The 18,257-nt window shown below is 56.3% G+C and carries 17 protein-coding genes; 13 read left to right on the top strand and 4 right to left on the bottom strand.

Annotated elements, in window-relative coordinates; all coding sequences use genetic code 11:
- Window positions 1-2: 2 nt before the first annotated feature.
- Window positions 3-2,633 (bottom strand): valine--tRNA ligase, encoded by a 2,631-nt coding sequence (locus NG653_RS08285; RefSeq protein ID WP_252741227.1) that lies wholly within the window; start codon window positions 2,631-2,633, stop codon window positions 3-5.
- A 189-nt stretch (window positions 2,634-2,822) separates the two neighbouring features.
- Here NG653_RS08285 and NG653_RS08280 point away from each other — a divergent pair, with 189 nt between their 5' ends.
- Window positions 2,823-3,209 carry a DUF1573 domain-containing protein gene (locus NG653_RS08280; RefSeq protein WP_252741226.1) on the top strand — a complete coding sequence of 129 codons (387 nt, stop codon included), beginning with the start codon at window positions 2,823-2,825 and terminating at the stop codon, window positions 3,207-3,209.
- 48 nt (window positions 3,210-3,257) lie between these two features.
- Here NG653_RS08280 and NG653_RS08275 read toward each other — a convergent pair whose 3' ends face one another.
- Window positions 3,258-4,604, bottom strand: a complete 1,347-nt coding sequence (locus NG653_RS08275; protein ID WP_252741225.1) for an aspartyl protease family protein — start codon at window positions 4,602-4,604, stop codon at window positions 3,258-3,260.
- A 162-nt stretch (window positions 4,605-4,766) separates the two neighbouring features.
- Here NG653_RS08275 and NG653_RS08270 point away from each other — a divergent pair, with 162 nt between their 5' ends.
- From NG653_RS08270 to NG653_RS08230, 9 genes are all read left to right on the top strand, one after another.
- Complete coding sequence (locus tag NG653_RS08270) at window positions 4,767-5,957, top strand: pyridoxal phosphate-dependent aminotransferase (protein ID WP_252741224.1); 1,191 nt, start codon at window positions 4,767-4,769, stop codon at window positions 5,955-5,957.
- Window positions 5,957-6,970 (top strand): UDP-N-acetylmuramate dehydrogenase, encoded by a 1,014-nt coding sequence (gene murB / locus NG653_RS08265; protein WP_252741223.1) that lies wholly within the window; start codon window positions 5,957-5,959, stop codon window positions 6,968-6,970. Before NG653_RS08270 ends, murB begins: the two co-directional genes overlap by 1 nt.
- A 244-nt stretch (window positions 6,971-7,214) precedes the next feature.
- Window positions 7,215-7,781 (top strand): RNA polymerase sigma factor, encoded by a 567-nt coding sequence (locus NG653_RS08260; protein ID WP_252741222.1) that lies wholly within the window; start codon window positions 7,215-7,217, stop codon window positions 7,779-7,781.
- Window positions 7,778-8,536: an anti-sigma factor domain-containing protein gene (locus tag NG653_RS08255; RefSeq protein WP_252741221.1), complete on the top strand. Its 759-nt coding sequence runs from the start codon at window positions 7,778-7,780 to the stop codon at window positions 8,534-8,536. Before NG653_RS08260 ends, NG653_RS08255 begins: the two co-directional genes overlap by 4 nt.
- Before the next feature lie 70 nt (window positions 8,537-8,606).
- Window positions 8,607-8,807, top strand: a complete 201-nt coding sequence (locus NG653_RS08250) for a membrane or secreted protein (RefSeq protein ID WP_252741220.1) — start codon at window positions 8,607-8,609, stop codon at window positions 8,805-8,807.
- 51 nt (window positions 8,808-8,858) lie between these two features.
- Window positions 8,859-9,437, top strand: coding sequence for an RNA polymerase sigma factor (locus NG653_RS08245; protein ID WP_252741219.1), 579 nt, complete (start codon window positions 8,859-8,861; stop codon window positions 9,435-9,437).
- Between the two features lie 85 nt (window positions 9,438-9,522).
- Entirely contained in the window at window positions 9,523-10,398 is an 876-nt protein-coding gene (gene lipA, locus NG653_RS08240; RefSeq protein ID WP_252741218.1) for a lipoyl synthase, read from the top strand.
- 26 nt (window positions 10,399-10,424) lie between these two features.
- Complete coding sequence (gene gap / locus NG653_RS08235; protein WP_252741217.1) at window positions 10,425-11,435, top strand: type I glyceraldehyde-3-phosphate dehydrogenase; 1,011 nt, start codon at window positions 10,425-10,427, stop codon at window positions 11,433-11,435.
- Entirely contained in the window at window positions 11,432-13,648 is a 2,217-nt protein-coding gene (locus NG653_RS08230) for a tetratricopeptide repeat-containing hybrid sensor histidine kinase/response regulator (RefSeq protein WP_252741216.1), read from the top strand. Before gap ends, NG653_RS08230 begins: the two co-directional genes overlap by 4 nt.
- On the opposite strand, the gene lpxK is transcribed toward NG653_RS08230, so the two are convergent.
- Window positions 13,645-14,637: a tetraacyldisaccharide 4'-kinase gene (gene lpxK, locus NG653_RS08225; protein ID WP_252741215.1), complete on the bottom strand. Its 993-nt coding sequence runs from the start codon at window positions 14,635-14,637 to the stop codon at window positions 13,645-13,647. The genes NG653_RS08230 and lpxK overlap by 4 nt on opposite strands.
- 52 nt (window positions 14,638-14,689) lie before the next feature.
- Between lpxK and NG653_RS08220 the strand changes: the two genes are divergently transcribed.
- Together NG653_RS08220 and NG653_RS08215 are read left to right on the top strand one after the other, a co-directional pair.
- Complete coding sequence (locus NG653_RS08220; RefSeq protein WP_252741214.1) at window positions 14,690-15,784, top strand: Nif3-like dinuclear metal center hexameric protein; 1,095 nt, start codon at window positions 14,690-14,692, stop codon at window positions 15,782-15,784.
- Window positions 15,785-15,786: 2 nt separating this feature from the next.
- Window positions 15,787-16,569 carry a zinc ribbon domain-containing protein gene (locus NG653_RS08215; protein ID WP_252741213.1) on the top strand — a complete coding sequence of 261 codons (783 nt, stop codon included), beginning with the start codon at window positions 15,787-15,789 and terminating at the stop codon, window positions 16,567-16,569.
- Window positions 16,570-16,612: 43 nt separating this feature from the next.
- On the opposite strand, the gene NG653_RS08210 is transcribed toward NG653_RS08215, so the two are convergent.
- Window positions 16,613-17,968: an FAD-dependent oxidoreductase gene (locus NG653_RS08210; RefSeq protein WP_252741212.1), complete on the bottom strand. Its 1,356-nt coding sequence runs from the start codon at window positions 17,966-17,968 to the stop codon at window positions 16,613-16,615.
- A 130-nt stretch (window positions 17,969-18,098) separates the two neighbouring features.
- On the opposite strand from NG653_RS08210, the gene NG653_RS08205 reads away from it, so the two are divergent.
- The gene (locus NG653_RS08205; protein ID WP_252741211.1) at window positions 18,099-18,257 is read left to right on the top strand and encodes a DUF2256 domain-containing protein; all 159 of its coding nucleotides are present in this window, start codon (window positions 18,099-18,101) and stop codon (window positions 18,255-18,257) included.

Below are 18,257 nucleotides of genomic sequence, written 5' to 3'. Positions count from 1 at the left end.
CCTTATTGCAGCTTGGCCAGGCTCTTTTCCAGGGTCTCTATTTTTGCGGCGGCGTCCGCGGCTTTTTTGCGCTCCAGGGCCACTACCTGCTCGGGAGCATTGTCCACAAACCGGGAATTGGAGAGCTTTTTTTCCACCGAGGCCAGGAATCCCCGGGTGTATTCGAGTTCTTCCCGAATCTTGCGCAATTCCTCTTCCAGGTCCACGGCCCCTTCAAGGGGGATAAAATACTCATTGCTGCGCACCCTGAACGAAAGGGCGCCTTCGGGGGCTGAAGCCTCAAGGCTAACCTGGTCCACATTCGCAAGCTTGCGGACCAACAGCTCCCACTTGCGGTCTGCCCCTTCCTCGTCCAGGACCTGCAGGGAAACCGCTTCCCGGAAAGGGATGTTTTTCTCCTTGCGGATGGTGCGGATGCCGGAGATGACTTCCCGCGTAAACTCAAACCCCTCCAACAGCGCGCCCTCAAACGGTTGCCTTTCAGGCCAGGGGGCCACTACCAGGGCCTCCTCGGGTTTACGGCTCTCGATATGTTGCCATACCTCTTCGGTAAGGAAGGGCATAAACGGGTGCAGCAATTTCAGGTTGCCTTCGAACAGCCCAATCACCGCGGCATAGGTCCGGCGGTCCATGGGTTCCCCAAAGGGCGGTTTTACGATTTCCAGCAGCCAGGAACAGAAATCGTCCCATACCAGTTTGTAGGTGGCCATCAGGGCATCGGAAATCCGGTATTTGGCGTAATGGTCCTCAATTTCCTCCAGGGTTGCCTGGAACCGGGCCTCATACCACCGGATACCCAGTAGCGCTTCCTCGGGTTGCGGGCGGTCTTCCACCTGCCACCCCTGCACCAGGCGAAAGGCATTCCAAACCTTGTTGGCAAAGTTCATACCCTGCTGGCAAAGTCCCTCGTCGAAAAGCAGGTCGTTTCCTGCCGCCGCGCTCAGCAGCAGGCCCACCCGAACCCCGTCAGCCCCATACTGCTCGATCAGGCCAAGGGCGTCAGGCGAATTTCCCAGCGACTTGGACATCTTCCTGCGCTGTTTATCGCGCACCAGCCCCGTCAGGTATACCGTTTCAAAAGGGCGCTCCCCCCTGAAATGGTATCCTGCCATAATCATCCGGGCCACCCAGAAAAAGAGGATGTCCGGGCCGGTCACCAGGTCGGTGGTCGGGTAGTAATACTCGATTTCCTCATTTTCAGGTTCCAGGATGCCTCCAAAAACGCTGATCGGCCAGAGCCAGGAAGAAAACCAGGTATCCAGTACATCCTCATCCTGCCGGAGGTCAGACGCCTCCAGCCCGGGGTTTCCGCTTTGCTGCCGCGCGAGCTCCAGGGCCCCTTCCGGGGTATCTGCCACGGCGTAATCTTCCTTTCCGGGGCCGTAGTACCAGGCGGGGATGCGCTGGCCCCACCACAACTGCCGGGAGATATTCCAGTCGCGGATGTTTTCCATCCAGTGCCGGTAGGTGTTCTCGAACCGGGACGGAACCAGGCGCACTTCCCCGGTGCTGAGCACCGCCTCCATGGCGGGCTGGGCGAGCTCCTTCATGCTTAAAAACCACTGGTCCGAAAGGCGCGGCTCGATCACTGCCCCGGTGCGTTCCGAAGTACCCACCTTATTGGTATACGGCTCGGTTTTGATCAGGTAGCCCTGCTGCTCCAGTTCGCCCACAATGGCCTTCCTGGCCTCAAAGCGGTCCATCCCCTCATAATGCAGGCCGTAGTGGTTCAGGGTTGCGTCGGGGTTGAAAATATCGATGATTTCCAGGTCGTGCTGTTGCCCTATCCGGTAATCATTTTCATCGTGGGCGGGGGTAATCTTCAAACACCCCGTACCGAATTCCATACTTACATAGGGGTCCGCAATCACGGGGACTTCCCGGTCACAAATGGGCACCCTGACCCGCTTCCCGTGCAGGTGGGTAAAGCGCTCATCCCCGGGGTGCACGCAGACGGCCACATCGCCCAGCAGGGTTTCCGGACGGGTGGTGGCGATGATTACCCTGTCGTCGGAACCTACAATAGGATATCCGATGTAGTACAGGAACCCCTGCCGCTCCTCGTAGATCACCTCCTCATCGGAAAGGGTGGTGCGGGCCTCAGGATCCCAGTTCACCATACGGTACCCCCGGTAAATCAGGCCCTTTCGGTAGAGATCGACAAAAACGCGGATCACGGAAGCCTCCATGTCGGGGTCCATGGTGAATTTGGTGCGGTCCCAGTCGCAGGAGCACCCCAGTTTTTTTAATTGTTCCAGGATGACCCCCCCGTATTCCCGGGTCCACGCCCAGGCGTGCTCCAGGAAGGCTTCACGGGTAAGGGAGGCCTTTGGGACCCCCTCCGCTTTTAATTTGGCCACCACTTTGGCTTCTGTGGCGATGGAGGCATGGTCCGTCCCCGGTACCCAACAGGCATTTTTTCCCTGCATGCGCGCCCTGCGGATCAGCACATCCTGGAGGGTGTTGTTGAGCATGTGGCCCATGTGCAGCACCCCCGTGACGTTCGGCGGGGGGATAACGATGGTATAGGGCTCCCGTCCGTCGGGCGTTGAATGAAAAAACCGGTGCTGCATCCAATAGGTATACCAGTGCTGCTCAACGCGTTTCGGGTCGTATTTTGAAGGGATTTCCATTTTCCTGGTACGGTTTTTGACAGAGGTTGGGGAACGGCAGGCAAAGATGTTAAAAAGGGGGCAAACCCCCAATTTACAAGCGTGTTTTTATACGAAACAAAAATAAGCATCGTTAAAGGATAACAAAAGAATTTTGGATGTTCCTGCCGGTTTGGCTACATTTGAAGTTCACCCTAAATCGAAATGACTATGAAAAAATTGACAGTTCTTCTGTTTTTGGGCTTGCTCAGCCTGGGGGTTGCCGCCCAGGAAAAAGTGGCAAAGATCGAATTCAAGACAGAAACCGTGGACTATGGTGAGATTGAGAAAGGAAGTGACGGGGTACGGGTTTTTGAATTCACCAATACCGGGAGCGCCCCGCTGATCATCACCAAAGTCAGCTCCAGTTGCGGGTGTACCATCCCCAAGAAACCGGAGGGCCCCATACAGCCGGGAGAGAGCGGCGAGATCCAGGTCAAGTACGACACCAGCCGGCCAGGCCCGATCCGCAAGGCCATAACGGTATTATCCAATGCGGATACCCCGACAAAAATCCTGAAGATCAAAGGAAATGTAAAAGCTGTCAACGGAAAGTAAGCCCCGCTGCAGCAAAACTTTTTAATCCCCGGTTTCCCGGGGATTTTTTTATTCGAAAAGTTCCCGAAGCACAAAGGAAAACATCAGGTCGCGGTTGTACCGTTCGATCAGCAGCCGCACGCGTTTGCCCTTCCTGTCATTGATCATTTGCAGGACTTCCTGCAGTTTATACCGGTGCACGGGCCTGCCGTTCACGGCCAGAACCACGTCCCCTTCCCGCAAGCCGACTTCTTCCGCGGGGCTCCCCACACGGATGGCCGACACCACGATTTCCGGCACCAGGCTGAGTTTGGTCTGGTTCCCAACCATGATTTGGACATTGCCGAAGGTATCGGTATCATCACGCACAAATCCGCGGGAATCCGAGATCCGTTGGGCGATATAGCGTACCCCTGCATGTTCGAGCTCAATCCCTGCCAGGTTGAACTGGAAGGGTTCGTCGAAATAGGCATTGGGCGAGAGGGTGAGCTCCCCGGCCGGGTAGTTCACCACCATGTTGAAGCGTTTTAGGAGTTCCCCCCCGGCGCTGCCGCTACGGTCTCCCAGGTCGGCAGCCTGCCAGAAGGATTCCATGTGGGGAAATGCGGCCTTTGCATCGTGAAGGACAAATTCGCCGATCCGCACCTGTTCAATCTGCGTCCTTTTGCCATAAATGATGCCGCTCAGGCCCTTGCCCAGGTACTCTTCGTAGTGCTTTTCCGGGACCATCAACCCCTTTTCGGGGTCGGGGAAAAGCCAGAGGGCATCGCTGCTCCCCGAGTCCATCAGGAGCTTTACGGGTACTTCCTGACGGCCCTCGACGACCACATAAGCGCTGAGGAAGGCTTTGCGCTGTTCCACCTCGAGGGGAAAGGTGGCCTCGCCCTTGCGGGCTTTGTGGCGATAGGCTTCGGGGGCGTGGAAACGGAGGAATTTGCGGTTGTAATTAATTTCCACCACAAAATCGCGGAACAAGTCGTACCCGATGATGCCATGTACCGGAAACCCCAGGCTGGGGGTAAAATTCATCTCCCGGTCCAGGACCACATAGAGCTCCTGGCCCGGGTTCACCATCCGGTTGATTCGGAAGGTATTCCCCGATGAGCGCAGGGCCTCCATGGGCGGGCCTTCCCCCAACCCCCTGATCGTTATTTTGGAAACATTTTTCAATTCTATGGAATCCTGGTCGGCCAGGTTGAAGAGGATCGGCTTGCTCACCCCGGTGTCGAGGATAAAATTCAGGGAAGCCCCATTGACCTCCAGCGGGATGACCATAAGGTTGTTGATCAGTTCAAAACGAATTTTCCGGGTGCTCGTTTCCCCGGATCCCAGGGCATAGTGCTGGGAAAACATCGGGGATACCCCTGCCAGCCACAGGGCAGCCACAGCCCACTTTTTCCATTGCAACCTTCTCATAATGTGACGCGTATACCCAAAAGATAGCAAAAAAAATCCCGGGAGGCCGATTTTTAACATTCCCTTAATCCAGGGCCAGGGGGAATCGGGGCCCGGATGGGTCATATTTCTGTTGTTTTCTCCGGGATGATTTCTCATTTTTGCCCCATAAACCGCAAGTCCATGCCCTCCCTCTCGAAAAAAAGCCAGGCGATGCCACCCTCCCCCATCCGGAAGCTGGTGCCCTACGCCGAAGCTGCCAAAAAACGCGGCGTCCAGGTCATCCACCTCAACATCGGGCAACCGGACATCAAAACGCCCGAAGTGGCCCTGCAGGCCATCCGCAGCCTGCGCCTTGAAGTGCTGGAATACAGCCGGAGCGAGGGCAATGAGAGCTACCGCACCAAACTGGCAGCCTATTACGGGGCCCATGGCATCGCGGTAACCCCGGAACAAATCCTGGTGACCACCGGGGGTTCTGAAGCCCTCTCCTTCGTTATGGGATGCATCGCAGACCCGGGCGACGAAATCATTATCCCGGAGCCGTTCTATGCCAACTACAATGGTTTTGCCATGGCCAACGGGGTCAAGGTGGTCCCCATAGCCTCCTCCCTGGAAGACAACTTTGCCCTGCCCCCCATCGAAACCTTCGAAAGTTATATCACCCCGCGGACCCGCGCCATCCTGCTGTGTAACCCGGGGAACCCCACAGGCTACCTCTACACCCCTGAGGAAATACGCAAACTCGCCGACCTGGTAAAGAAACACGACCTGTTTTTGGTCGCCGATGAGGTATACCGTGAGTTCGCCTACGATGGGAAAAAGCACCATTCGATTTTACAGGAACCCGGTTTGGACCCTTACGCCGTTATGGTCGACTCCGTATCGAAGCGGTACAGCATGTGCGGGGCCCGGATCGGCTGCATCGTCAGCCGGAACCCTGACCTGGTTCATTCGGCCCTGAAATTCGCCCAGGCCCGCCTCTCGCCCCCCACCCTGGCCCAGATTGCCAGTGAAGCTGCCCTGGAAACCCCACAGGCGTACTTCGATGAGGTCATCGGGGAATATTCGGCACGCCGGGACCTGCTGCTCGAGGAACTTTCCAGGATCCCCGGGGTCCGGGTAGCGAAACCACAGGGGGCCTTCTATTGCATGGTGGAACTCCCCGTGGGGGATGCCGACCACTTTGCCCAGTGGTTGCTTGAGGAGTTCCAGTGGGAAGGGGCGACGGTCATGGTAGCCCCTGCCGCAGGCTTTTACGCCACCCCCGGCCTGGGCACTCGGGAGGTGCGCATTGCCTATGTGCTGGAACAGGACCTGCTTAAAAAGGCGGTGCGAATCCTCGGGGAAGCCCTCAAAAAATATCCGGGTTGATGGAACTCCGGAAAAACGTATCCCTAAAGCCCTACAATACCTTTGGCATCGATGTGCAGGCCAGCCACTTTGTTGAAGTCCGGTCTGTGGACACCCTCAGGGAGGCCCTGGCGCTGGAGGGGGTCCCCCCCCCCTTTATCCTGGGCGGGGGCAGCAACCTGCTGCTGACCGGCCCGCTGAAAGCCCTGGTCCTGTATATCAACATCCCCGGGAAGGAAATCGTCAGGGAAGCGGGAAATGAGGTGGTCCTTCGTGTGATGGCCGGGGAAAACTGGCACGAACTGGTGATGTGGTCCCTCCGGCAGGGTTTTGGAGGCCTGGAAAACCTGTCACTCATCCCGGGCAAGGCCGGCACTGCCCCCATCCAGAACATCGGGGCTTACGGGGTGGAACTCAAAGATGTTTTTCAAAGCTGCGAGGCCCTTGACATGGCCAGCGGCAAGCTCAGGCGCTTTGACCGGGAGGCCTGCCGTTTCGGGTATCGGGATTCCTTTTTCAAAAGGGAGGGAAAAGGAAAATATATAATCGTCTCCGTCGATTTCAGGCTCACCCGAAAGGAACACCAGTTGCACACTTCCTATGGCGACCTCCAAAAGGAACTTCAGGCTGCCGGGATAACCAACCCTGGGCCCCCGGATGTTGCCCGGGCGGTGATCGCCATCCGCCAAAGGAAATTACCGGACCCTGCGCAGCTGGGAAACAGCGGGAGTTTTTTCAAGAACCCGGTTATCCCGCAAACCCTGTACGACGACCTCAAAAAGCAGTTCCCGGAGCTCCCCGGGTATCTCCAGGACGGAGGGGAGGTAAAAGTCCCCGCCGGATGGCTGATCGAAAGGTGTGGCTTCAAGGGTTTCCGGCAGGGGGATGCCGGGGTACACGAACACCAGGCCCTGGTTTTGGTCAACTACGGCAGGGCCAGCGGGCAGGAAATCCTCGGGCTCTCCCTGGACATCAGGAAGGCCGTGCTGCGCGAGTATTCCATAGCCCTGCAGCCCGAAGTCAATGTGATCTGACCCCCGGGCCCCGGGGCTGGAAGAAAAAGAAAAACCCCTGCGGCCAAAAGCGGCCCACAGGGGTTGTTCCAAACCAAACTAACCAAACTAATCTTTTTCTGAAAACCGCCTCAGTGGCAGACGAATTCCACGCTTAAGACGCCGGGTAACAATCTATTTTTTACCTTAGCGTTTCTCTATTTACGATCCGTAAACCCGAATTGGATGCCCGATCGCTGAAAATTTCCAGCGAGGATCCGAAACCATGATCACACTGCTGGAAAAACATATCGTGGAATTGCTGCAGGAAGGCAACGACAAAGCCATTTCCCTGCTCTACGAGCATTACGGCGACACACTCTATGGCGTGGCTTTCAAGGTGGTGAGGGATGAGGAGCTCGCCCAGGATGTACTGCAGGAAAGTTTTGTAAAGATCTGGAACAAAGCCCACACCTACGACGCTTCCAAAGCCCGCCTCTTTACCTGGCTGTTCCGGATTACGCGCAACACGGCCATCGACAAGGTTCGCAGCCTGTCCAATAAATCGGAGCGTGAAATCCAAATGGATGTTTCCGGCGTATATAACGTAGGTGTGGAAGACCTCCGGCCCGAGTTGATGGACATGAAGCAACAACTCGATAAGATTGAACCCAGGTACCGGACCGTACTGGAAGCCCTCTTTTTTGAGGGGATGACCCAGCAGGAAGCCAGCGAAGAGCTGGGCATCCCCCTGGGCACCATCAAATCCAGGCTTAAAATCGGGCTCAGGGAACTGAAGAAAATCTACGGGGCAGCCTCCCTCCTGTTCGTTTATTTATGCATAATGCCATGAAAGAAAAAATACACCTTTTCCTTGAAAGCGACCTGCTTGAAAAGTATCTGCTCGATACCACCACCGCAGAGGAATCTGCGCGCGTTGAGCGGTACATCGCCATGTATCCGGAGGTAAGGGAGGCCTACAGGGAACTGGAGGAAAACCTGGAAACCTTTGCCCGGCTGTATTCCAGGAAGACCCCTGAAGGACTGCGCGAGCGCATTGTCCGCAGCATTCAGCAACAACATGCCGGGCGGAGCAGGTTTCGCCGGTATGCCATTGCCGCCAGTTTCGCAGCCCTCTTCTTTGCAGGTGCTTCCTACTTTTTCTGGAACCAGAACCAGAACCTGCAGCAGGAAAATGCCTTGGTGAACAACAAAATCCAGGTCCTGGAAGCCGACATGAAACAGCAGCTCGAGGACGTGCGAAACCAGTTTATCGTTCTGAACAACCCCCAAACCCGGAAATTCCTGGTCAATGGCAACCAGAAGGCCAGGGAACTCAAGGCCATCGCCTATGTAAACCCGGTGAAAAAGTTGTCGTATATCAACGTCAGGAACCTGCCCCAATTGCCTGAAGACCAGTGCTACCAAATGTGGGCCGAGGTGAACGGAGAGATGGTCAACCTGGGGATCCTGAAGGACTTCAGGGACAAGGACCAGCTTTTGGCCCTGCCCTACGGAGAAAAGGCGCTGGGGTACATCACCATAGAACCACAGGGCGGGAATTCGACCCCCACCGTACAGAATATCGTGGCCAACATCAACTACTGACAGCTGCCATAGCAAAGGAAAGCCCCTTGTGATAGGGGCTTTTTTTATACCTTTGCACAAATTGAACCCTATGAAGCTGATGCTCCTTACCATCGGGCTGATGGCCGTGGCCTTTGCCGGGATCTCCATTAAAATCTGGGCGAAGAAAAACGGCCGGTTTGCCGGCACCTGTGCCAGCCAGAACCCCCACCTGAACAAGGACGGGGCCGCCTGCGGCATGTGCGGTAAATTGCCCTCAGAACAAGACTGCAATCAGGACGCCGGGGCCTGAGCCATGGCCCCTCCCCTCCCTGATCCAACGCAGTCCCCTTAAGCCCCCCCTGTGTCCCAACCCCAGGAAACCGACATATCGCAAATCATTCAAAGAGCCAAGGAAGGCAATCAGAAAGCCTTCAGCCAGCTCCTGGACCGCTACTGGCCTGAGGTCTACGGGTACCAGCTCAAAAGGACACAAAACGAAAATGACGCGGAAGATATCACCATCCAGACCTTTGCGCGCGCGTTCGACAAAATCGACACCTACGACCCCAGGTTCGGGTTCAATACCTGGCTGATCACCATCTCTAAAAACCTCCACGTGGACCTGTTGCGCAAGCGCAAGCGCAACGTGTTGCAACAGACGGAAAACTCCTCCGGGGAGGCGATACGGGAGGTGATGGATGACGCCCCCAGCGCCGAAGACCGGCTGATCACCGAACAAAACCTGAAAACCCTGCTGCACTACCTCAAAAGCCTTAAGGAACCGTACCGGGATGTAATTGAACTGCGCTATTTTCGGGAATTGAGCTATGCGGAGATTGCCCGGGAATTGAAGGAACCCATCGGCAACGTCAAGGTAAAACTCCTGCGGGCGAAAAAATTGCTCGCCTCCCTGATCGACGGGGACCGGAAAGGGGAATGAGCCCGTCGCCACCCTGCCCTGCAGCCTGCAACGCCTGCGGGACTGCAGGCGGGTTTTTGTTTGTATATTTGCTGAAAATTGTTTTATGAGCACCTCCACCCTGGAATCGGTCATCCCTCCCAAAGGGAAACCCAAATGGCTTCGCGTCAAGCTGCCTACCGGGAAGAAATACACCCAGTTGCGCAACCTGGTAGACACCTATAACCTGCACACCATCTGTACCTCGGGGAGCTGCCCCAACATGGGGGAATGCTGGGGCGAAGGCACCGCCACCTTCATGATCCTGGGGAATGTCTGCACGCGTTCCTGCGGCTTCTGCGGGGTAAAAACAGGACGGCCTGAGGAAGTGGACTGGGCGGAACCTGAAAAAGTGGCCCGGTCGATCAAGATCATGGGCATCCGGCACGCCGTCATCACTTCAGTGGACAGGGATGACCTGAAAGACATGGGCTCCATCCTGTGGGGCGAAACGGTAAAGGCCATCCGGCGCATGAACCCTGAAACGACCCTGGAGACCCTGATCCCTGATTTCCAGGGGGTGGAAAGGCACCTGGACCGAATACTGGAGGTGGCCCCGGAGGTAATCTCCCACAATATGGAAACTGTAAGGCGCCTCACGCGTGAGGTGCGTATTCAGGCCAAATATGACCGTAGCCTGGGCGTGCTCAGGTACCTGAAAGACCATGGGGCCCGGCGGACCAAATCCGGCATTATGCTGGGGTTGGGGGAAGAAGTAGCCGAGGTCATCCAAACCCTGGAGGACCTGAAGGGGGCAGGGGTGGATGTGGTTACCATCGGGCAATACCTGCAACCCTCCAAAAAACACCTGCCGGTCAAAACCTTCATCACCCCCGACCAGTTCGGGAAATACCGGGAAATCGGTTTGGCCATGGGCTTTCGCCATGTGGAAAGCGGGGCGCTGGTCCGCTCCTCCTACAAGGCGCACAAGCATATTGACTAAGCCGGCAGCCCACATACGCCACGGCCATGAAAAAAATTACCCTTGGCATCAACGGATTCGGCCGTATCGGCCGGACCCTCTACCGACTGCTTGACGGGGTGGAGGGCATTGACGTAGGCCTGGTAAACGACCTGGCCGATGCCCATACCCTGGCCCACCTTCTCAAATACGACAGCATCCACGGGGTGTTCCCGGCAGAGGTGCAGGCGGGCCGCGGACAGATCAGGGCGGGCCGGCAGACCAGCAGGGTCACCCAACACCCCGACCCGGAGCGTATTCCGTGGGCCGAAGCCGGAGTCGACCTGGTTGTGGAGGCTACCGGGCGGCTGAAGACCCGGGCGGCCCTGGAAGGGCATTTGCGGGCCGGGGCCCCGCGGGTACTGCTCAGTGCCCCTCCGGAGGAAGACTCCATTCCCATGGCGGTATTCGGCATCAACCACGAAAGCCTGAGGGCTGAGGACCGCATTTTCAGCAATGCCTCCTGCACCACCCACAACGCGGCCCCAATGGTGCAGATCCTCGATTCCCTTTGCGGCATCGAACAGGCGTATATCACCACGGTACATTCGTACACCTCGGACCAAAGCCTGCACGACCGTCCCCATCGCGACCTGAGGCGGAGCCGGGCAGCTGCCCAGTCCATTGTCCCCACCACCACGGGGGCAGCCAAGGCACTCACGCACATCTTCCCCCACCTGGCCGGGGTAATCGGCGGTTGCGGGATCAGGGTGCCCGTGCCGAACGGCTCGCTGACCGACCTGACCGCAAACGTGAGGAACCCCGTAAGTATCGGGCAGATCAATGAGGCCTTTAAACAACACGCCGCAGGGGCCATGAAGAACATCCTTTTTTACACCGAAGACCCCATAGTTTCCATCGATATAAACAATAGTTCGTACTCCTGTACGTTTGATTCTCAGATGACTTCGGTGATCGGCACCATGGTGAAAGTCATCGGGTGGTACGATAACGAAACCGGTTACAGCAGCCGCATCATCGACACGGTGAAATGGCTCATGCATAAAGGCTACATTTGACAGGGCGCTTCGCACATATCCTTTGGCTTGCGCTGGGGCTGCTTTTGATGGCCCCTGCAGGGCGGCTTATGGCCCAGCCCTCCGCTGACGACATGGAATTCAAGGCACTGATGTCCAGTGCCCGCGCCTATAAAAACCAGGACAAGATGGTCAGGGCCCTGGAGGCCCTTGGAAAGGCTGAACAATGGGCCCAGCAGAACGAAAACGTGCACTACACCATCAACACCCACCACATGTATGCCCAGGTGTACCTGCAAATGGGCAAGCCCCAGGAAGCCGAAACCCATTATGACAGTGCTGACATCCTTCTGGAAAACCTGGATTACAATTACGGCTCTGCCTCGCACCTTTTCCTGTATGCCCAGTTTCAATTCCTGGCAGGATTGCCCGAATTCGCCCTGGAACTGCTCGGGGAAGTAAAAAAGCTGAGCAATGACCGGAACCTGTTAAACCGGGTTACGCTGCTCGAAGGCAAAATCTACAAGCAGCGCACCAACTGGGTGGATGAGGCGATTACCCGGTTCAACGCGCTCACTAACAACAACGATGAGTACGAAAAGGATTTTTTAAGGACCCAGGCCCACCTTGAGCTGGCCGAGATTTATACCGCAAGGGGGGAAAATGAAAATGCCATCAGGAACGGGGAAATCGCCCTGCGGATTGCCCAGGCCAATGAATTCTCCGGGGAATTCAGGAAGGCCAACCGCCTTATGGCCGATTTGTATGAAAGAAGCGGGATGTATGAGATGGCACTCACCCCCATTCAGAACCTGCTGAAACTGAGCGATTCCCTCTATACCCGCGATAAACTGGAGGCAGAGAACAGGGCTGCCAGCAAAGAAGTCCTGGAGCAGCTATCCAATACCGTGGACAAACTGCGTTCGGACCTCAAGGAGGTGAGCGAATCTGCGAACCGTTCCGAAATTGCCACCATCCTGACCTCGGCCTTCCTGACCATCATTTCCCTGCTGGCGGTTTCCCTCTACCGGAACAACCAGATCAAGCTCAGGACCAATGACCTGTTGCAAACCAAGAACCGGGAACTCCAGCTGGCCCGTGATGCCGCAGTTCAGGCCATGGAGGCGAAGACCAATTTCCTCTCCACCGTAAGCCACGAACTGCGCACCCCCCTCTATGCGGTCACCGGGCTCACCCACCTGCTGCTGGAGGAAAACCCCCGCAACAACCAGCTGGAGCACCTGAAAGCCCTCAAATTCTCTGGCGACTACCTGCTGAATTTCATCAACGACATCCTGCAGATCAACAAAATCGACGCCGACAAGCTGGAACCCCTTGAGGTGGACACTAACCTGAAAAAGGTCCTGACCGATGTGGTCAATTCCCTGCAGCAATCGGCACGCGACCGGAACAACCAGCTGATCCTGGACTATGACCCGCAAATCCCTGCCCATCTGATGAGCGATCCGGTAAAGCTTTCGCAGGTCTTTATGAACCTCGTGGGCAACGCCCTGAAATTTACGCGGGACGGGGAAGTGGTGATCATTGCCAAACTGCTGGAGAAGTCTGGTGACACCGCCAATGTCTATTTCGAAATCCGGGATAATGGCATAGGCATCGAAAAGGACAGGCAGGCCAACATCTTCGACAGCTTTGAACAGGGCTCCATACAAATCAACAGGGAATACGGGGGTACAGGCCTGGGACTTACGATTGTAAAGAGCCTGCTGGGGCTTTTCGGCAGCCAGATACAGCTCGAAAGCGAACTGGGAAAAGGCAGCTCATTTTTCTTTGAGCTGAAAATGAAATGCAGGGACGACCTGATCGATGACATCCCCTTTGAAATTTCCCGCGAGGATTACCAGTACGACGGGTTGCACCTGCTGGTGGTGGAAGACAACAAGATCAACCAGGTCATTACCCGGAAAATGCTGAACAAAAAAGGCATCAGCTGCGATATTGCCAACAATGGCACCGAGGCTATCGATCTGGCCAGAAACAACGACTATGACGGCATCCTTATGGATATCCATATGCCGGGGATCAGCGGGGTCGAGGCCACGGAGGAAATCCGCCGGTTCAACCCGGATACCCCCATCATTGCGCTCACGGCAATCTCCCTCGACGACAGCCTGGAAGCCTTCTATGCCGCAGGATGCAATGATGTGGTGACCAAACCCTTTAAGCCCGACGTCTTTTACGAAAAGATCGGGGAGCACATGGTGGCCCCAAAAATGCGGAAATCCCTTTCCTAAAACTGTGACAGGAACCCCTCCATGACCTCCCGGTCTGCAGGGGAAAAGGAGTGCCTCACGGGCAGTACCCAGAGGTTCCCAACGCGCCCCCCCAGCCGCACCGCATCCTTCTCGGTGGTCAGCAGCCTACCCCTGCCCCGGAGCTTGCGCAGGTCCCCCGGGGTAAAGGCATGGTGGTCGGGGTACCTGAAGTGTTCAAAAGAAAGCCCCTTTCCCTTGAGGAAACCCACCAGGGGTTCGGGTCGGGCGATGCCGGTAACCAAAGTGAAAGGTTCCTCCCCGAAGCCCCACCAGTCTGCCGTTTTCCCGTCCGGCCCTATGGGGTCCCCATAGCCGAGGGAGGCAAAGGCCAGTTGTTGCCCCGGCCGTAACCCGAGCTTTTCCCGAATGCGGGCCCTTTCGGCTTGCGAAAGGTCGACGGGGCATTTGGTGACCACCACCAGGTCGGCCCGGTCGGCCTGAGACCGGTGGTCGCGCAGGTTGCCCGTCGGCAAATAAGGTTCTTCAGGGTATAGTTCCCCGTAAGCCGTAAGCAGCACCGCCCGGAAAGGACGCACCTTCCGGTGCTGGAACCCGTCATCGAGGATAATCAGTTCGGGTTTTTCGCGCGCCATTAGGGTTTCGATCCCACGCTGCCGGTTGGCATCCACCGCCACAATAGCCCCCGGGAACTTCCGGGCAATCTGCAGGGGTTCGTCCCCTGCCTGTTCGGCAGTACTCCCGTGTAGCACGAGCCGGAACCCCCTGGACTTGCGTTTGTAGCCCCGACTCAACACGGCGACCCGCCGCACGGGCAGGAGTTCCCGGAGCACCCATTCCACCATGGGGGTCTTCCCGCTGCCCCCCACGCTGAGGTTCCCGATGCACAAGACGGGCACCTCATACCCGCGCGAAGCCAGCCAGCCCCAATCATAAGCCTTGTTGCGCAGGAAAACCACAGCGCCGTACAAAAGGGACAGGGGATAGGCAAGTTTTCTGAGCAGCTTCATCGGAGCGAAAATAGTTAATTATCTTTGAGGGGACCCAAAAGCTGAAACCCGGATGACCGTAAAAGAGATCACCAGTATACTGGAAGAAAGGGCACCCCTGGCCTTTGCCGAAGAATTTGACAATGTGGGCCTCCTGGTGGGGGACCCTCATATGGAGGTCACCGGCATCCTGGTAACCCTCGATACCCTGGAGGCCGTGGTGGAGGAGGCTGTGGAAAAAAATTGCAACCTTGTTGTCAGTTTCCACCCCATCCTTTTCAAGGGCCTGAAAAGGCTTACCGGGGCCACCTATGTGGAACGGACCGTAGCCCTGGCTATCAGGCACCAGGTGGCCCTGTACAGCATGCATACCGCCCTTGACAACGTCCGCCAGGGGGTCAACGGAAAGATCTGCGAGGTCCTGGGGCTCCAACGCACCCGTATCCTGATCCCAAAGCAGGGGATGATCAAAAAGCTGGTCACCTATGTTCCCCGGGGCCAGAAAGACGCCCTGCTCGAAAAGCTATTCGATGCCGGTGCCGGACAAATCGGGGATTACAGCCACTGCAGCTTTTCCCTGGAGGGGACCGGCAGCTTTCTCCCCTCAGAGCAGGCCAACCCCGCCGTTGGCCAGCCGGGGAAACTGCACCTGGAACCGGAAGCCCAGTTGCACCTCACCTTTACCGCCGACCGGGAGCCGGCCGTACTGCAGGCCCTTTTTGCCCACCACCCTTATGAGGAAGCCGCCTATGAAGTGACCCCCCTTTCGAATGCCCACCAGCACCTGGGAATGGGGATGGTCGGGGAACTGGAATCGCCTATGACCCCCGGGGAATTTCTAAAACTGGTGCGGGAGCGTTTCGGGACCCCTTGCATCCGCCATTCCAGGTTCCACGACAGGCTGGTTTCAAAGGTAGCGGTGTTAGGTGGAAGCGGGGCCTTTGCCATTGACGCAGCCCGGGCCGCCGGGGCCGACATCCTGCTCACAGGCGACGTCAAATACCACGACTTCTTCCGGGCCGCAGACCGGATGGTGGTTGCCGACATCGGACACTATGAAAGTGAGCAGTTTACAAAAAACCTGCTGGTCGATTATCTTACCGAAAAAATTCCTAATTTTGCCATCTCTTTATCGGAGACGAAAACAAACCCCATCAACTATTTCTAGTTATGCCAGCAAAGACCGAAGTGACTGTAGAAGAAAAACTCAGAGCCCTCTATGACCTGCAACTCATCGATTCGCGGGTAGACGAGATCCGCAATGTCCGCGGGGAGTTGCCGCTGGAGGTGGAAGATCTGGAAGACGACGTTCAGGGGCTGAAAACGCGGATAGACAAGCTTAAAACCGATGTAGAGACCATCAACTACGAAATCACGGCGAAGAAAAATACCATTGAGGACGCCAAAACCCTGATCAAAAAATACAACGAACAGCAAAAAAACGTCCGCAACAACAGGGAATTCAACTCCCTTGCCAAGGAAATCGAATATCAGGAACTGGAAATACAGTTGGCCGAAAAGCACATCCGGGAATACAAGGCCCAGATTGAGCAGAAAAAAGAGCTGATCGCTTCTACCAAGGAACAACTCGGGGAGCGGGAAACCCACCTGAAGCATAAAAAAGGGGAGCTGGATGCCATCCTGGCCGAAACCGAAAAAGAAGAAAAGGCCCTGGTGGAGAAATCTGCGGAATTCGAACAGATCATCGAAGAGCGGCTGCTTTCCGCCTACAAGCGGATACGCAACCGGGTGAAGAACGGCCTGGCCGTGGTAGCCGTGGAACGCGGGGCCTCAGGGGGCTCCTTTTTCACCATCCCACCCCAGGTACAGGTGGAAATAGCCTCCCGCAAGAAAATCATCACCGATGAACACAGCGGACGCATACTGGTTGACCCCGTTTTAGCCGAAGAGGAGCAACAAAAAATGGAGGACCTCTTCCGGGGGCTCAAATAGCCTCTAATGGAACTTTAAGAAACCCGGCCTGCAGCCGGGTTTTTTATTCCCCATACTCCCTGAGCAGTTCCAGCATGCGGTTGCTGACCTCAAGGCTGTCCCATCGGGCCTCCAAATCGGGCATTTGCATGATCTCTTTCATGATGGCTTCCTGCTGGTCCCCGATTTCGAGCGCCTCCCGGTAGGGGCGGTCTGAAAAGGTCACCCGGGAATAGGCCGGGATCCACAGGCCCGGGTGCTGCTCGGCAAAATGTTTCTCGATCCGCTTCTGGAGCAAAAACGACGGATCCGCGGTTTTTGTACTCATTTCCACAAAGTTGCGATAACTGAGTTCGGCGATGGCGTCAGCATCGGGCTTCCGCTGCGCCTCATAGGCCCTGAAGATGGCCTCCCAGTCGTCCCCATAGGTTTCCATCAGCGAATAGAGCACCGAGATATCCTCAAAACCGGCATTCATCCCCTGTCCGAAGAAGGGTACCACGGCGTGGGCCGCATCCCCCACCAGGGCAATTTTATCCCAATAGGTCCACGGATAGCATTTGATCGTAACCAGGGCACTGGTGGGATTTTTGGCAAAATCCTCGCAGAGGTTGTCGATATCGGGCATCACGGTTGGAAAGTGCCTGGAAAAAAAGGCCCGGGTATCTTCCCGGGTGTTCAGGGCCTCAAAGGAAACCTCCCCTTCAAAGGGCAGGAAAAGGGTACAGGTAAAACTCCCGTCGAGGTTGGGCATGGCGATGAACATAAAGGACCCGCGCGGCCAGATATGGAAGGAATTCTTGTCGAGCTTATGGGTGCCGTCGGGGTTGGGACGGATGGTGAGTTCCTTGTAGCCCACATCAATGAATTCCTGGGAGTAATCGAAGCGGCTGCGTCGCTGCATCTTGTGCCGGACACGGGAAAAGGCGCCATCGCAGCCGAAAATGTGGTCGAACTTCCAGGCGTCCCAGGTACCTTTTTCCGTTTCCCCGGTAAAGAGCTGGGCGGTGGGCAGGTCCACGTCCCATACTTTTTCCCCAAAGCGGAAGGTAGTCCCCGCCGCTTCGGCCAGGTCGATCATTTTCCGGTTGAGCACGCCCCTGGAAATCGACCAGATCGCTTCCCCATCTTTTCCATATGGCTGATAATAAAGGGGTTTGCCAACCAGGTGCATGGCGCGCTGGTACAGGGGGATGGCAATACGCCTGACCTCTTCCTCTATTCCGGCGCCCCTGAGGGCCTTCCAGCCGCGGTTGCTCATGGCCAGGTTTATGGACCTCCCCGTGAACTCCACGGTGCGGATATCGGGACGCCGGTCGAATACGGTTACCCTGTGGCCTGCCTTTCTCAGGTAAATAGCCAGCAGGGCCCCCACCAGGCCGGAACCCACGATACCTATGTTTTTGGGGCTTTGGTTCATCGTATACCAAAATGTTAAGGGGATAAAGGTAGTAAATTGAGGAGCAATCACAGCCCAAATGGGCCCCGTGGGGCTTTTAAGGATTCGTTAACCCTTAATGTTTATTGTTTTTATATTTTTGTTAAACAATATGCATCAAAAACCCTTCCTGCCGCAAAAAATATGCCCGGTCTGCAACCGCTCCTTTTCCTGGAGGAAAAAATGGGAGAAAAACTGGGAGGAGGTCCGGTATTGCAGCCAGCGCTGCCGGCAGTGCCGTTCCACCCGGGAAGTCCATGCGAGCCAATAA

The sequence above is a fragment of the Robiginitalea marina genome, from assembly GCF_024006985.1.
GTDB classification, from domain to species: domain Bacteria; phylum Bacteroidota; class Bacteroidia; order Flavobacteriales; family Flavobacteriaceae; genus Robiginitalea; species Robiginitalea marina.
This window is presented reverse-complemented; position numbering and strand designations above follow the sequence as displayed.

What these genes read in the sequence shown, in the direction of transcription:
- NG653_RS08270 (WP_252741224.1), top strand. Translation starts at nt 4,767, where the DNA reads ATGCCCTCCCTCTCGAAAAAAAGCCAGGCGATGCCACCCTCCCCCATC.
- NG653_RS08275 (WP_252741225.1), bottom strand. Translation starts at nt 4,604, where the DNA reads ATGAGAAGGTTGCAATGGAAAAAGTGGGCTGTGGCTGCCCTGTGGCTG.
- NG653_RS08260 (WP_252741222.1), top strand. Translation starts at nt 7,215, where the DNA reads ATGATCACACTGCTGGAAAAACATATCGTGGAATTGCTGCAGGAAGGC.
- NG653_RS08210 (WP_252741212.1), bottom strand. Translation starts at nt 17,968, where the DNA reads ATGAACCAAAGCCCCAAAAACATAGGTATCGTGGGTTCCGGCCTGGTG.
- NG653_RS08205 (WP_252741211.1), top strand. Translation starts at nt 18,099, where the DNA reads ATGCATCAAAAACCCTTCCTGCCGCAAAAAATATGCCCGGTCTGCAAC.
- NG653_RS08285 (WP_252741227.1), bottom strand. Translation starts at nt 2,633, where the DNA reads ATGGAAATCCCTTCAAAATACGACCCGAAACGCGTTGAGCAGCACTGG.
- lpxK (WP_252741215.1), bottom strand. Translation starts at nt 14,637, where the DNA reads ATGAAGCTGCTCAGAAAACTTGCCTATCCCCTGTCCCTTTTGTACGGC.
- gap (WP_252741217.1), top strand. Translation starts at nt 10,425, where the DNA reads ATGAAAAAAATTACCCTTGGCATCAACGGATTCGGCCGTATCGGCCGG.
- NG653_RS08220 (WP_252741214.1), top strand. Translation starts at nt 14,690, where the DNA reads ATGACCGTAAAAGAGATCACCAGTATACTGGAAGAAAGGGCACCCCTG.
- NG653_RS08255 (WP_252741221.1), top strand. Translation starts at nt 7,778, where the DNA reads ATGAAAGAAAAAATACACCTTTTCCTTGAAAGCGACCTGCTTGAAAAG.
- NG653_RS08250 (WP_252741220.1), top strand. Translation starts at nt 8,607, where the DNA reads ATGAAGCTGATGCTCCTTACCATCGGGCTGATGGCCGTGGCCTTTGCC.
- lipA (WP_252741218.1), top strand. Translation starts at nt 9,523, where the DNA reads ATGAGCACCTCCACCCTGGAATCGGTCATCCCTCCCAAAGGGAAACCC.
- NG653_RS08280 (WP_252741226.1), top strand. Translation starts at nt 2,823, where the DNA reads ATGAAAAAATTGACAGTTCTTCTGTTTTTGGGCTTGCTCAGCCTGGGG.
- murB (WP_252741223.1), top strand. Translation starts at nt 5,957, where the DNA reads ATGGAACTCCGGAAAAACGTATCCCTAAAGCCCTACAATACCTTTGGC.
- NG653_RS08215 (WP_252741213.1), top strand. Translation starts at nt 15,787, where the DNA reads ATGCCAGCAAAGACCGAAGTGACTGTAGAAGAAAAACTCAGAGCCCTC.